The organism is Mycolicibacterium sp. XJ662 (genome assembly GCF_053484035.1).
In genome coordinates, this window is sequence record NZ_JBEFTL010000003.1 from 152,045 (window position 1) to 164,990 (window position 12,946).

At 67.4% G+C, this 12,946-nt stretch carries 14 protein-coding genes; 5 read left to right on the top strand and 9 right to left on the bottom strand.

Features of this window, described 5'->3' with window-relative positions:
* Positions 1-142: 142 nt before the first annotated feature.
* On the top strand, positions 143-448 hold the full coding sequence (locus tag ABQE93_RS11585) for a chorismate mutase (RefSeq protein WP_448407821.1): 306 nt from the start codon (positions 143-145) through the stop codon (positions 446-448).
* Positions 449-505: 57 nt separating this feature from the next.
* Here the strand turns inward: ABQE93_RS11585 and ABQE93_RS11590 are convergent, their stop codons facing one another.
* Together ABQE93_RS11590 and ABQE93_RS11595 are read right to left on the bottom strand one after the other, a co-directional pair.
* The gene (locus ABQE93_RS11590) at positions 506-2,431 is read right to left on the bottom strand and encodes an acyltransferase family protein (RefSeq protein WP_448407819.1); all 1,926 of its coding nucleotides are present in this window, start codon (positions 2,429-2,431) and stop codon (positions 506-508) included.
* A gap of 113 nt (positions 2,432-2,544) precedes the next feature.
* Complete coding sequence (locus tag ABQE93_RS11595) at positions 2,545-3,993, bottom strand: NAD-dependent succinate-semialdehyde dehydrogenase (protein WP_448407817.1); 1,449 nt, start codon at positions 3,991-3,993, stop codon at positions 2,545-2,547.
* Positions 3,994-4,042: 49 nt separating this feature from the next.
* Here ABQE93_RS11595 and pgi point away from each other — a divergent pair, with 49 nt between their 5' ends.
* Positions 4,043-5,701, top strand: coding sequence for a glucose-6-phosphate isomerase (pgi, locus tag ABQE93_RS11600; RefSeq protein ID WP_448407816.1), 1,659 nt, complete (start codon positions 4,043-4,045; stop codon positions 5,699-5,701).
* Positions 5,702-5,879: 178 nt separating this feature from the next.
* Here the strand turns inward: pgi and ABQE93_RS11605 are convergent, their stop codons facing one another.
* From ABQE93_RS11605 to ABQE93_RS11615, 3 genes are read right to left on the bottom strand one after another with little or no spacing between them, the layout of a single operon-like run.
* Positions 5,880-6,257: a hypothetical protein gene (locus ABQE93_RS11605; RefSeq protein WP_448407814.1), complete on the bottom strand. Its 378-nt coding sequence runs from the start codon at positions 6,255-6,257 to the stop codon at positions 5,880-5,882.
* Positions 6,258-6,301: 44 nt separating this feature from the next.
* Complete coding sequence (locus tag ABQE93_RS11610; protein WP_448407812.1) at positions 6,302-7,291, bottom strand: NAD-dependent epimerase/dehydratase family protein; 990 nt, start codon at positions 7,289-7,291, stop codon at positions 6,302-6,304.
* A gap of 43 nt (positions 7,292-7,334) precedes the next feature.
* Positions 7,335-8,084 carry an SDR family oxidoreductase gene (locus tag ABQE93_RS11615; RefSeq protein ID WP_448407811.1) on the bottom strand — a complete coding sequence of 250 codons (750 nt, stop codon included), beginning with the start codon at positions 8,082-8,084 and terminating at the stop codon, positions 7,335-7,337.
* A gap of 42 nt (positions 8,085-8,126) precedes the next feature.
* Here ABQE93_RS11615 and ABQE93_RS11620 point away from each other — a divergent pair, with 42 nt between their 5' ends.
* Together ABQE93_RS11620 and ABQE93_RS11625 are read left to right on the top strand one after the other, a co-directional pair.
* A complete protein-coding gene (locus ABQE93_RS11620; RefSeq protein WP_448407809.1) occupies positions 8,127-8,693 on the top strand; it encodes a chorismate mutase in 567 nt (188 codons plus the stop codon).
* A gap of 67 nt (positions 8,694-8,760) precedes the next feature.
* Complete coding sequence (locus tag ABQE93_RS11625; RefSeq protein WP_448407807.1) at positions 8,761-9,300, top strand: TetR/AcrR family transcriptional regulator; 540 nt, start codon at positions 8,761-8,763, stop codon at positions 9,298-9,300.
* Here the strand turns inward: ABQE93_RS11625 and ABQE93_RS11630 are convergent.
* From ABQE93_RS11630 to ABQE93_RS11640, 3 genes are all read right to left on the bottom strand, one after another.
* Complete coding sequence (locus ABQE93_RS11630; protein ID WP_448407805.1) at positions 9,297-10,229, bottom strand: alpha/beta hydrolase; 933 nt, start codon at positions 10,227-10,229, stop codon at positions 9,297-9,299. The two genes, ABQE93_RS11625 and ABQE93_RS11630, sit on opposite strands and share 4 nt — an antisense overlap.
* A gap of 129 nt (positions 10,230-10,358) precedes the next feature.
* Positions 10,359-11,282, bottom strand: coding sequence for an Fpg/Nei family DNA glycosylase (locus ABQE93_RS11635; RefSeq protein WP_448407803.1), 924 nt, complete (start codon positions 11,280-11,282; stop codon positions 10,359-10,361).
* Positions 11,283-11,286: 4 nt separating this feature from the next.
* Complete coding sequence (locus ABQE93_RS11640) at positions 11,287-11,670, bottom strand: phage holin family protein (RefSeq protein ID WP_448407801.1); 384 nt, start codon at positions 11,668-11,670, stop codon at positions 11,287-11,289.
* A 39-nt stretch (positions 11,671-11,709) separates the two neighbouring features.
* On the opposite strand from ABQE93_RS11640, the gene ABQE93_RS11645 reads away from it, so the two are divergent.
* On the top strand, positions 11,710-12,192 hold the full coding sequence (locus tag ABQE93_RS11645) for a nucleoside deaminase (RefSeq protein WP_448407799.1): 483 nt from the start codon (positions 11,710-11,712) through the stop codon (positions 12,190-12,192).
* Here ABQE93_RS11645 and cobF read toward each other — a convergent pair.
* The gene (gene cobF / locus ABQE93_RS11650; RefSeq protein WP_448407797.1) at positions 12,189-12,941 is read right to left on the bottom strand and encodes a precorrin-6A synthase (deacetylating); all 753 of its coding nucleotides are present in this window, start codon (positions 12,939-12,941) and stop codon (positions 12,189-12,191) included. The genes ABQE93_RS11645 and cobF overlap by 4 nt on opposite strands.
* Between the last annotated feature and the right edge of the window lie 5 nt (positions 12,942-12,946).

Consider the following 12,946-nt stretch of genomic DNA (forward strand, 5'->3'; position numbering starts at 1 on the left):
GGTGCTCAACAGCCAGCAGGCGGCTCGCCGCCGATTTTTCTACGGGTACCGGCCAGCGGTGCCCGTGGTTTAGCAGCTTCTGTGAGCCCCGTGGTCCGCGTCCGGACCCGGGGCTCGTCTCTTGTGTGAGGCCCGAGAACGGATGAGACCAGATTTGCCACACCACGAGAGCGAAGAGGATCCCATGACTACTGACATCGAGCCGGTGTCCGACATCGACGACTTGCGGATGGAGATCGACCGGCTGGACGCCGCGATCCTGGAGGCCGTCAAGCGCCGCACCGAAGTGTCGAAGCTGATCGGCAAGGCCCGGATGGCCTCCGGCGGCACCCGCCTGGTGCACAGCCGGGAGATGAAGGTCATCGAGCGCTACAGCGAACTCGGCCCGGAGGGCAAAGATCTCGCGATGCTGCTGCTGCGCCTGGGCCGCGGCCGCCTCGGCCACTAATCCCTGGCGATTCGGTGCGCAAACTCGCGCTCAGCGATGGTTAGCGCACCGAAATCCCTACTTGAGGGCGTCGGTGAGCCAGGGCGTCAGCCACTCCACCGCGTCCGGTGTGGGATGCAGCCCGTCGCTGCGCATCCGGATGCCGTCGATGCGGTTGGTGTAACCGCCGCTGGGCCCGAGCTTGCGGTTGAGGTCGAGCACCGTGACGTTCGGGCGTTTCAGCACCACCCGGCGCAGCAGGTCGTTCCAGTCGTCGATGCGGTCCGGGCGGTCCTCGGGATAAAGGCTGCCGTCGGCCCGCTCACCGCGCCGGTTGTAGGGCTCGGTGGTGACGACGACGCGCGCGCCGGTCGAGCCCAGAATGTCCAACGCGCGGTTGAGTTCGCTGCGCAGGTACGCGTCGTAGACCGGTTCGCCGATGTGCGCCCACCGGCCCTCGTGCATCCGGTCGACGACCTCCCAGCGGCCGATCACCAACAGCACCACGTCGGGCCGATCGTGGTTGATGCGCTGCGTCCACCGGGCCGGCCACGCGTCGCATTCCGGCTTCTGGTTCAGCGTTTCGCCGACGTGGCGGTACGGTCCGCCGCGCGCGATGCCGCACCCGATCGTCGTGTAGTTGCTGAACGCGAAACCCGGCGTCGGCGGCAGATACCGCATGATCGTCCACGCCACCGAGTCGCCGAACACCGCGACGGTCCTGGTGCCGGGGGCGAGCTGGGGGGCCCGCTCGACTTCGACGGGCACTTCGGCGCCGACGTAGGCGGCCGAGTCAACCTCGCTGGGGATCTGCTCGGTGGGTGTCACCCCGACCGGCAGCACTGTCATCGTCACCACCGCGGCGGTGGCGGCGGTGGCCGCGGCCAGCGGCAGCATCGGCACGATCACCGGGCGCCACCGCCGAATCGGCTGCTCGAGCAGCCACCACGACGCCGCGGCCAACGCGATCGTCACCGCGCAGCGCAGCGCGAACAGCGACCAGCCCGTCCAGCCTGTGCGTTCTCCGTTGAGTACCAAGAAAATCGGCCAGTGCCACAGATAGACGCCGTAGGAGATGGCGCCCAGCGCCACCAGCGGACGCCACGCCAGCACCCGCGCCACCGGCCCGTCCTGGTCCAACGCGACCGCGGTGACGACGAACACCGACGCGACCGCCACGATGATCAGCAGCCCGCCGCGAAAGTCGCCGGTGCTGCCGGTCGCGTAGTGCACGGCCAAGCCCAGCACCACCGCACCGACCACTGACAGGGCCCGTGCGAGCCAGCGCCGCCACGGGGCGCGGATCACCGGTCCGCCCAGCGTCACCGTCGTCCAGTCGCGCACGACGAGCGCGGCGGCCGCCGCACCGATCATCAACGCCTGCGCGCGGGTGTCGGTGCCGAAGTAGATCCGGTTCAGCGACGCGTCGGTGGTGAACACGATCGCCGCCGTCGCCGATGCGGCAGCGCCGACGGTGGCCAGCACCAGCACGGCCGTCCGAAGCCGCGCGCGAAACAGCAGGGCCAGCCCGATCAGCAGCAGCGGCCACAGCGCGTAGTACTGCTCCTCGACGCCCAGCGACCACATGTGTTGCAGCGGTGAGGGCGGTGCGCCCTGCGCGAAGTAGTCGGTGCGTTGTGCGACAAACGCCCAGTTGGCCACCCAGAAGAACGAGGCGACGGCGTCGTCACGCAGCGTCGCGACGGCCTGCGTCGGGAACAGCTCACGGGCGGCGACCACCGCGAGCACCACGACCAGCAGCGCGGGCAGCAACCGGCGTGCGCGCCGGATCCAGAAGTCGCGCAGACCGATTCGTCCGGTGCGGGCGTGCTCGTCGAGCAACAGCGAGGTGATCAGGAAGCCGCTGAGCACGAAGAAGACGTCGACGCCGAGAAAGCCGCCGGGCACCCCGGGGATGCCGCCGTGGTCGGCGAGCACGAGAGCCACCGCCACGGCGCGCAGCCCGTCGAGGGCGGGGATGTCGCGTCGGCGGGCGGGGGTCACTGCCGAGATTCTTCCTGCGCGAGCAGACGCCAAATCGCATTAGCGACGGCGTGTCGATGCGATTACGCGTTCCCCTACCTTCGGTGTGGGCCCATCTCGCGTGAGAACCCCGGCTACTTCGTCAGCGCGATGTACTTGATCTCGAGGTACTCGTCCATGCCTTCGAACCCGCCCTCGCGGCCGAAACCCGATTCCTTGACGCCGCCGAACGGCGCCGCGGGATCCGAGACCACGCCGCGGTTGATGCCGACGATGCCGGACTCGAGGCTCTCGGCCACGCGCAGCGCTCGGTCCAGGGACTGGGTGTAGATGTAGGCGGACAGCCCGTACTCGGTGTCGTTGGCCGCGGCCACACCTTCGTCCTCGGTGTCGAAGCCGGTGATCGGGGCGACGGGTCCGAACACCTCCTCTTTGAGGATGCGGGCGTCGGCGGGCACGTCGGTCAGCACGGTGGCCGGGTAGAAGTTGCCGGGTCCGCCGGGGGCCTCACCGCCGAGGGCGACGGTGGCGCCGCGCTCGACGGCGTCGGACACCAGTTCCTGCACCGTGGCGACCTGTTTGGCGTTGATCAGCGGGCCCAGCATCGAGTTCTCGTCGAGGCCTTTGCCGAGGGTGTACTCGCTCATCCGCTTGACCAGCTTCTCGGTGAACTCCTCGCGCACGGCGTTGGCGACGTGGAACCGGTTGGCGGCGGTGCAGGCCTCGCCGCCGTTGCGCATCTTGGCCAGGATGGCGCCGTCGACCGCGGCGTCGACATCGGCGTCGTCGAACACCACGAACGGGGCGTTGCCGCCGAGTTCCATCGAGGTGCGCAGCAGCTTGTCGGCCGACTGTTTGACCAGCGTCTTGCCGACGCTGGTGGAGCCGGTGAACGTCAGCTTGCGCAGCCGCCCGTCGTCGATCAGCGCCTCCGTGATGGGCCCGGCGCTCTGGGTCGGCAGCACCGACAGCACACCCTTGGGCAACCCGGCCTCGTCCATCAGCTTGGCCAACAGCAGCATGGTCAGCGGGGTTTCCTGCGCAGGCTTGACGATCATCGTGCAGCCCGCGGCGAACGCCGGGCCGATCTTGCGGGTGCCCATGGCCAGCGGGAAGTTCCACGGAGTGATCGCGTAGCACGGCCCGACCGGCTGTTTGGTGACCAGGACGCGGCCGGTGCCTGCCGGGCTCGGGGTGTAGCGCCCGGCGATGCGCACGGCCTCTTCGGCGAACCAGCGGAAGAACTCCGCGCCGTACTTGACCTCGGCCATGCTCTCCGGAAGCACCTTGCCCATCTCCAAGGTCATCAGCGCGGCGATATCGTCGGCGCGTTCGGTGATCTTCTCGAACACCGCGCGCAGGATCTCGCCGCGTTCGCGGGGCGCGGTGGCCGCCCAGTCGGCCTGCACACCGCATGCGACGTCCAGCGCGGCGATCGCGTCGTCGGGGGTGGCGTTGGCGACGGAGGCCAACACCTGGTCATCGGAGGGGTCGAGCACGTCGAACGTCGACGACCCGTCCCGTTGCTCACCGCCGATCCACAGCCCGGTGGGTACTGACGACAGCAGCTTGGCGGTATCCATACTTCCTCTCTTACACCTTCGGCCTTATCCCCGCACTAGGGTCGTCGTCATGAGTGCCGACATACCCGATATCACGGCAACCGATGCGTGGCAGGCCCTGCAACGGCATCGCGACGACATCGGCGAAACGCATCTGCGGCAGTTCTTCGCCGACGATCCGGCGCGCGGCACCGAGTTGACGCTCACCGTCGGCGATCTCTACATCGACTACAGCAAGCACCGGGTCACGCGGGAGACGTTGCAGCTGCTCGTGGACCTGGCCCGCGCCGCCCGGCTGGAGCAGCGCCGCGACGCGATGTTCTCCGGGGTGCACATCAACACCTCGGAGAACCGTGCCGTGTTGCACACCGCGCTGCGGTTGCCGCGCGGCGCCGAACTGGTGGTCGACGGCCAGAACGTCGTGGCCGATGTGCACGCGGTGCTGGACCGGATGGGCGACTTCACCGACCGGTTGCGCAGCGGAGAGTGGACGGGCGCCACCGGTGAACGCATCAGGACCGTCGTCAACATCGGCATCGGGGGTTCGGACCTGGGCCCCGTGATGGTGTATCAGGCGTTGCGCCACTACGCCGACGCGGGCATCTCCGCGCGGTTCGTGTCCAATGTCGATCCGACGGATCTGGTCGCCACGCTCGACGGGCTCGACCCGGCCACAACGCTTTTCATCGTCGCCTCCAAGACGTTCTCGACGTTGGAGACGTTGACCAACGCCACCGCCGCGCGCCGCTGGCTGACCGATGCGCTCGGTGATGCCGCGGTGGCCAAGCATTTCGTCGCGGTGTCCACCAACGAGAAACTGGTCGACGATTTCGGTATCAACACCGACAACATGTTCGGCTTCTGGGACTGGGTCGGCGGGCGCTATTCCGTCGACAGCGCAATCGGTTTGAGCGTGATGGCGGTGATCGGCAGGGAACGTTTCGCTGAGTTTCTGGCCGGGTTTCACATCGTCGACGAGCACTTCCGCACCGCCGAATTAGATACCAACGCGCCGGTGCTGCTGGGCTTGATCGGGTTGTGGTACAACAACTTCTTCGGCGCGCAGTCGCGCGCGGTCCTGCCCTACTCCAACGATCTGGCGCGGTTCGCGGCGTATCTGCAGCAGTTGACGATGGAGTCCAACGGCAAGTCGGTGCGCGCCGACGGTGCCCCTGTCGTCACCGATACCGGTGAGATCTTCTGGGGCGAGCCGGGTACCAACGGCCAGCACGCGTTCTACCAACTGCTGCACCAGGGCACCCGGCTGGTGCCCGCGGATTTCATCGGGTTCTCCCAGCCCACAGACGATCTCGCGACGGCCGACGGCTCAGGCAGCATGCATGACCTGTTGATGAGCAACTTCTTCGCCCAGACCCAGGTGCTCGCGTTCGGCAAGACCGCCGAGGAGATCGCCGCCGAGGGCACACCCCCGGAAGTGGTGCCGCACAAGGTGATGCCGGGCAACCGGCCCTCCACGTCGATCCTGGCGACCAAGCTGACGCCGTCGGTTCTGGGACAGCTCATCGCGCTCTACGAACATCAGGTGTTCACCGAAGGTGTGATCTGGGGTATCGACTCGTTCGACCAGTGGGGAGTCGAACTCGGCAAGACGCAAGCCAAGGCGCTGTTGCCGGTGATCACTGCCGATGCATCGCCAGCAGAGCAGTCGGATTCGTCGACCGACGCGCTGGTGCGGCGGTACCGCACGGAGCGCGGCCGCCCGGCCTGAGCTCAGGCGTCTGGTCCGCGAGTGTGCGGTTTCATACGCGACACGCGGGCAAAGCGTATGAATCTGCACTTTCGCAGCGGTTCTGTTCGCGGCAGCCGGCTAAGCTCCTGAAAGAGCAACGCGGCGCACACCCCTGATGGAGTGTGCGCCGTGTGCTTAGCTCGTCGTCAGCTAACGGTTACGGGGCAGGGATGTTGATGCATCCGACGTTCGGCAGGCAACCGCTCGCACCGCCGGGGCCGGCCGCGCCGCCGGGACCGCCGGGAGCCAACGAACCGCTGGCACCGCCGGGTCCAGCCGAACCCTCAGGGCCACCGGGGATTACCCCCTCGGCACCACCGAGGTCAGCGGAGCCCTGGGGCCCGCCGGGGACGTTCACGTCAGCACCGCCGCCCGGGCCGGCTTCGATGTTGCCGGTAGCGGCACAGGGCGTGCCGTCGGCGTTCACACACGGCGGAGGCGGTGGTTGGGCACCGGCGACAGGCGCAACTGCGATGGCCGCTGCGGCAGCGCTTGCGAACAACAGGGGCGTCATCTTCGTCAGTTTCACGTTCATGCTTTCGGACTACCACCACTGGCATTTGACGAAACATCGAATCCTCACAACCTGCCGACCTCTCGGAGCCCGGAAACGGTGTCCGCCAGCGTTTCCTGCGGGTCACGGTAGGTGATCCCCAGCTCTACCTCACTCGGCGAATCGTCGCAGGACGGCATCTGCGTGTAGTACTGCATCGCCGCCCCGGTCACCGGCGCGTCGAACGGCAGATAGGGCCCGATCACGTCGACCACCCGCCCGATGTTGCGTAGTAAAACGTCCGGAATGGGGTACACCTGAAGTGACGCGTCCGCGGCGCGGCCGATCATCGCCGCCAGGTCGGCGATCTCTACGCGTTTGCCGCCCGCCATGTACCGCCGGGGCCCATTACCCGGTTCCAGCAACGCCGCGTGCAGGGCGGCGAGGTCTCGCACGTCGACCACCGTCCACGCCGCGCCGCGGCCGGGCACCCCACGCATCTGCACCGCCGCGTGAACACCTTGGGCCGCTTCACCGAACTGATTACCCGCCGGCGGTCCGAGCACCATGCCCGGATACGTGATGGCCACCGGCGCACCGTCCTCCTGAAGGCCTCGCGCGTACTTCTCCACCTCCGCCTTGGACTTGCCGTAGCCGTCCGTTCCCCCTGTCACCGGGAGGTCGGCGTGCAGCGTGCGGCAGCCTGGTTGGAACAGGGCCGTGAAACTCGAAACGTGCACGATCGGGTCGAGGCCACGCTCGGCCGCGGAGCCGAGAACGTTTCGGGCGCCGTCCAGGTTGGTCTGCAACATGGCGTCGGCCTGCCGTGGGTCAATGGATACCATTGCCGCGGAATGGATCACGGCGTCACAGCCGTCCATTGCCGCGGCGGTCGACGAGGCGTCGGCGATGTCGCCGATCGCGTAATCATCGGTGTCGACGCCGATGTGCGCGGCGCTGGTCGCCAGCCGCGCCGGATCGCGGACCAAAAACCTCACCTGATGTCCGGCCTCGGCGACGGCCTTGGCCGTCCACGCGCCGACAAATCCCGTCCCACCGGTCAACAACACCTTCATGGCGCTGCCTTTACCCGGTAGCGCAATCCGCTACACGGTTGGCCTACGCGAACGGTTTGGTGAAGCGGGGCGGCAGCACCCGTAACAACTGCACCAGCGGCGCCCACGGCCACCACGGTACCGCGGCTCGCCCGCTTTCACGTTCGATGACCGAGACCATCGCGCGCACGCCGGTTTCGTTGTCGGCCATCAACATCGTCGACGCGGATCTCGCAGTCATCTCCGATTCGATGTACCCGGGTTCAAGCACGGTCACCTTGATCGGGCCCGTGGCGTACTCCGCGCGCAGCGACTCGCCGAGCGACGTGACGCCGGCCTTGCTCGCCGCGTAGGCGGCCTTCACGCCCGGCACCCCTTTGTGTCCGAGCACCGACGAGACGAGCACCAGATGGCCGCCGCCAGCTTCCTTGAACATCTCCAGCGCCGTTTCGATCTGGACAAGTGCCGCAACGAGGTTCGTCTCGATGGTGGCCTTGTTGGCCCACAGCTTGCCCGTCCCCAGCGGCGCCCCCTTGCCGAGGCCGGCGTTGACGATGATCCGGTCGACGCCGCCTATTTCGTCGGAGAGCTCGCGAAACACTTTCGGCACCTGATCGTGGTCGTTGACGTCCAGGGTGGCGACGGCGACGGTGATGCCGGGATGACGGCCGAGCAGTTCGGTCTTCAACTCGTCGAGGCGGTCGGTGCGGCGGGCGCACAGCGCGAGGTCGCGGCCCTTGGCGGCGAATGCGCGGGCCATCCCGGCGCCCAGGCCAGAGCTCGCGCCGGTGATCAGGATCTTCTGCCGAGTCACCCCGACAGACTAAGCCAGCCGAGGCAACGTCAAGATGAGCGCATGGTTCTTCTGCGCATCGCGGCGTTTGTGCTGGTGACATCGTGCGTTGCGGTCTTCCCGGCGACCGCTCACGCCGACCCCGTCGGCCCGCTGTACCGGCTGGTCGACACGGCAGCGCAGCGGCTGGCCACCGCCGACCCGGTTGCTGCGGCCAAGTGGCTGCGCGGTGGACAGATCACCGACCGGCAGCGCGCCGACGCGGTCCTTGACGCGGTCGTCGCCGACGCCACCGCGCGCGGCGTCGACCCGGAGTATGTACGCACCGTCTTCGGTGACCAGATCGACGCCACCGAAGGCATCCAGTACATCAGGTTCGGCCAGTGGAAATTCGAGCCGGTGACCGCACCCACCAGCGCCCCCGATCTGTCGCAGTCCCGTTCGCACATCGACGAATTGAATCGCATCATGGTCGACGAGATTGCGCAACAGTGGAACTGGCTGCACAGCCCGGATTGCGCGGCACTGCTGACGGATGCCACCGCCGCCGTCGCCGACGTCCGCCGCCTCGATCCGCTCTACCGACAGGCGTTGTCGGCGGCCACCGGTTCTTACTGTCGGGACAGCTGACCCGACGTACACTGAGCGCATCGACGAGCCGCGGAAACGACCACGCCAGGAACGGTCACGAGACACCGTGGAGGTGTTGCTCGAGGCCGCGGCGCAGATGTTCAGCCGGGAAGGCCTGAGCGCGACGACCAACCGCATCGCCGAACGGGCAGGGGTGTCGATCGGCAGCCTCTATCAATACTTTCCGAACAAGCACGCGCTGATCCGCGCGCTGGCCGAGCGCCATGTCAACGCGGCCCAAGCGCGGATGGACGAGGCCTTCAAGCGGCTACGCGACGACGAGCCGCCGTTCGATGAAGCCATGCGCATTCTCCTCGAGACGGTCGTCGACCTGCATCGCGACCATCCCGGCCTGCACCGCCTGATGCATCGGCTCGGCCCACGCCTGCCTGCCGAACTCGATGCTCTCCGGGCGTTCGAAGACGACATCTGCGGAGAGGTCGCCTACCACTTGGCGCGGTGTGGCCGCGACGGCGGCGACGCCGAGTTGACCGCCCAGACCGTGATCCACGCGGTCGACGCTCACCTGCACCGGGTCATGACCAGCCGCGATATGGACGTCGAGCAGCTGGTGGCTTTGGTCGACCGGTTGGCGCCGCCGACCTAGGGCGTCGTACCCGTCGAACCGGACAGCACGTCGTCACGAACCGCGCGCAACGTGTCGGCTAGCTGGCGCAGGCCCGGCTCCTCGATCGGGTAATGGCCGCAGTTCTCCAGCAGCACAAGGCTTGTCGGCCCGGCGATCCGGTTGAGGAAGTTGATGCTGAGCTCCGGTGGGGTCCAGCGGTCCGCCGCTGGATGGACCAGGGTGACCGGTGCGGCGCTGAATGTTTCCGGTTCTGCGTGCCGGAAGTTCAGCCAGCTGGCAAGGAAGCCGAGCGGCACGCGCACGCCTCCGCCTTTCTGATCGGTGGCGCATAACCGGGTCAACTCCGGGTTCAGGCTCATGTTGTTCATGTCGACCAGCCAGCGGATCGGCACCCGAACGTCACCGAACAGCGGATCGACCGCCTTCATCAATTTCGGTGCAAGAGGCCCGATCGCCGGGATGCGCGCGGCCGCTCGTCTGGCATCGGGATCGACCGGATCGAGCAGGCAGGTGACCATAACGTGGGCGACTTGCCCTGTGCGCGCGGCGGTTTCGTACGCCATCATCCCGCCCATGCTCGCGCCGAGCAGGACGAGCGGGCGCGGGTCATGGGCGCGCTCGGTGGCCACGAGTTCGGCCAACATGTCGAGCCAGTCGTGGTAGCGCACCGAGCCCGGGTCGGGTTCGACGGTGTCGCCGTAAAGCGGCGTGTCCGGTGCCAGCACCTCTACGCCTTCACGTGCGGCGGTCGCCGCGATCGGCCACAGTGCGCCCGAGTACCCGCCGCCCCCGTGGATGACCATCATGCGGACGGCTGCCTCTGGTGCGGTGGCCCGCGCGATGTGGATCGTACGCCCGCGCCAGGGCCACCAGGTCGACGTCGGATCGATCGGCGGGTTCGGGCGGTGCTCGGTGGGCAAGAACGAGGCGTATCTGGTGTAGTCCATGACTTCGAGCGTCCGTGATGGAACCTGCCGCGACAACTCGCATTGGCGGAACCCACACCGATCGGGCGCAGCAACGTTGACCAGGTCCGATGACGGGAGTCGACTATCCGATTGGGTGGTTGCTCACATTCACTTGAGCAGCCGCGACAACCGCCGGTCGGCGAGCATCTTGCCGCCGGTCTGGCACGTCGGGCAGTACTGGAATGACTTGTCGGCGAACGACACTTCGCGCACGGTGTCTCCGCACACCGGGCACGGCAGCCCGGTGCGGGCGTGGACCCGCAGCCCGGAGCGCTTCTCACCCTTGAGCGTCGCGGCCTGTTGACCGACCGAGCGTTCGACTGCGTCGGTCAGGATGCTGATCATCGCGTCGTGCAACGCGGCCAGTTGCGCCTCGGTCAGCTTGCCTGCCGTCGCGAACGGGGACAGCCGCGCGGCATGCAGGATCTCGTCGCTATAGGCGTTGCCGATGCCGGCGATCACCTTCTGGTCGGTGAGAACGGTTTTGAGCCGCCCGGTGTTGTTCGTCAGCACGTCACCCAGCTCCTCGGGGTCCAGCGACAACGCGTCGGGCCCCAGCGTGGCGATGCCGGGCACCGCGGCCGGGTCGTCGACGAGCCAGACCGCCAGTCGCTTCTGGGTGCCGGCCTCGGTGAGGTCGAAACCCGGAGCCGCCCCGGCGGCGACATTCGGGCCCGGAGCCGCCCCGGCGGCGACATTGGGGTTAGGTGCTTCCCCAGGTGTTCCGAGATGCACCCGCAAGGCGATGGGCCCCTTGCCCGGTTTCAACGGCGCGGCGGCCAGTTTGTCCGACCAGCGCAGCCACCCCGCCCTCGACAAGTGGGTGATCAGGTGCAGGTCTCCCACCTGCAGACCGAGGTACTTTCCCCACCGGCCGGCGCCGGTGACGGGCTGGCCGTGCAGTGCCGACGGCGCCGGGTCGAACGTCTTGAGCACGGAGAACGCCGCCACGTCGATGCGTCCGACGGTAAGGCCCACCGCGTGGCGGCGCAGGTGGTCGGCGAGCGCTTCGATCTCGGGCAGTTCGGGCATGTCTCTAGTTTGCCGTGCGGACCACCAGCGACAACAGCCAACTGACGAGGGACAACACGATCGCCGCCCAGATCGCCGTCCACCAGAAGTCGTCGATGTAGAGACCCCAGTGGGTGGTGTTCTCGGTGATCCACGACGTGATCCACAACATCAGCGCGTTGATGACGATGTGAATCAGGCCGAGCGTGAGGATGTAGAGCGGGATCGAGATGATCTGCACGATGGGCTTGATGACCGCGTTGACCAGACCGAAGACCACCGCGACGACGAAGACGATGCCGATCTCCTGCAGTGTCGAATCCGCGCCGACGAACCGGATCCCGGGAACGATCAGCGTGACCACCCACAACGCGAGCCCGGTCAACGCCGCGCGCAACAGAAACGACATCGCATTAGCCTAAACCAGACGACGTATCGGAGGACTGCCATGGATTTCGCGCAACGCACCGTCGATCTCGCGCGGCGAAACGTCGAGGAGGGCGGCCGCCCGTTCGCCACCGTGATCGGCAAGGACGATGAGGTCCTCGCCGAAAGCGCCAATCAGGTTGCCCAGACCCATGATCCGACCGCGCACGCCGAGATCCTCGCGATCCGTCAGGCGTGCATGACCTTGGGCACCGAACATCTCACCGGTACCACGATCTACGTCCTGGCCCACCCGTGCCCGATGTGTCTTGGTTCGTTGTACTACTGCTCGCCGGACGAAGTCGTTTTCCTGACGACCCGTGACGCGTATGAGCCCTACTACGTCGACGACCGAAAATACTTTGAGCTCAACACGTTTTACGACGAGTTCGGCAAGGACTGGACACGGCGTCGGCTGCCGATGCGCCATCAGCCGCTGGAGGCAGCGGTCGACGTCTATCGCAGGTGGAACGAACGCAACGGCGGACAGCGCCGCGTCACCTAGCCCGAGCGCAACAGGTAGGTGTCCATGATCCAGCCGTGGCGGGCCCGCGCGTCGGCGCGCCGCTGCGCGATCTGATCGCCGACCTCGCCGACGGTGCCTGCGACCAGCATCTCGTCGGGTGTGCCCAGGTATGCGCCCCACCAGATACGGGTGGCCGGCGGGCAGCCGAGAAACGCGCAGTCCGCGTCGAGCATCACCACGGCGCTGCCCGACAGACCCTGCTGGCGCAGCTGGCGGCCGGTTGTGATCAGGACGGGCTCCCCGACGTCGTTGAGCGGGATGCGATGTCGCGCCGTGAGCGCCTGGATTGCGGTGATGCCCGGGATGACGTCGTAGGTGAAATCGACGTCGCGGGCCACGGTCTCCAAGATCCGAAGGGTGCTGTCGTACAACGACGGATCCCCCCACGCCAGGAAGGCGCCGACGCCGTCGGGCCCGAGTTCGGACTCGATGGCCGACGCCCACACGCGGGCGCGCGCGGCGTGCCAGTCGGCGACGGTCTGCAGGTAGGCCGGGTTGTCGGGGACGACGCGGTCCCTCGGCGGGTCGATGAGCGTCACGAACCGGTACCCGGGTTCGCGGATGAAGCGATCACAGATCAGCCGTCGCAACGCGACCAGGTCGTCTTTGGTGTCGCCCTTGTCCATCGCGAAGAACACCTGGGTGTCATTGAGCGCGGTCACCGCCTGCGCCGTCACATACTCGGGGTCGCCGGCCCCGATACCGATGACGTGGATTCGACGAGTCACGCAGG

What these genes read in the sequence shown, in the direction of transcription:
- pgi (WP_448407816.1), top strand. Translation starts at nt 4,043, where the DNA reads ATGAGTGCCGACATACCCGATATCACGGCAACCGATGCGTGGCAGGCC.
- ABQE93_RS11595 (WP_448407817.1), bottom strand. Translation starts at nt 3,993, where the DNA reads ATGGATACCGCCAAGCTGCTGTCGTCAGTACCCACCGGGCTGTGGATC.
- ABQE93_RS11645 (WP_448407799.1), top strand. Translation starts at nt 11,710, where the DNA reads ATGGATTTCGCGCAACGCACCGTCGATCTCGCGCGGCGAAACGTCGAG.
- ABQE93_RS11620 (WP_448407809.1), top strand. Translation starts at nt 8,127, where the DNA reads ATGGTTCTTCTGCGCATCGCGGCGTTTGTGCTGGTGACATCGTGCGTT.
- ABQE93_RS11640 (WP_448407801.1), bottom strand. Translation starts at nt 11,670, where the DNA reads ATGTCGTTTCTGTTGCGCGCGGCGTTGACCGGGCTCGCGTTGTGGGTG.
- ABQE93_RS11630 (WP_448407805.1), bottom strand. Translation starts at nt 10,229, where the DNA reads ATGGACTACACCAGATACGCCTCGTTCTTGCCCACCGAGCACCGCCCG.
- ABQE93_RS11610 (WP_448407812.1), bottom strand. Translation starts at nt 7,291, where the DNA reads ATGAAGGTGTTGTTGACCGGTGGGACGGGATTTGTCGGCGCGTGGACG.
- ABQE93_RS11605 (WP_448407814.1), bottom strand. Translation starts at nt 6,257, where the DNA reads ATGAACGTGAAACTGACGAAGATGACGCCCCTGTTGTTCGCAAGCGCT.
- ABQE93_RS11585 (WP_448407821.1), top strand. Translation starts at nt 143, where the DNA reads ATGAGACCAGATTTGCCACACCACGAGAGCGAAGAGGATCCCATGACT.
- ABQE93_RS11635 (WP_448407803.1), bottom strand. Translation starts at nt 11,282, where the DNA reads ATGCCCGAACTGCCCGAGATCGAAGCGCTCGCCGACCACCTGCGCCGC.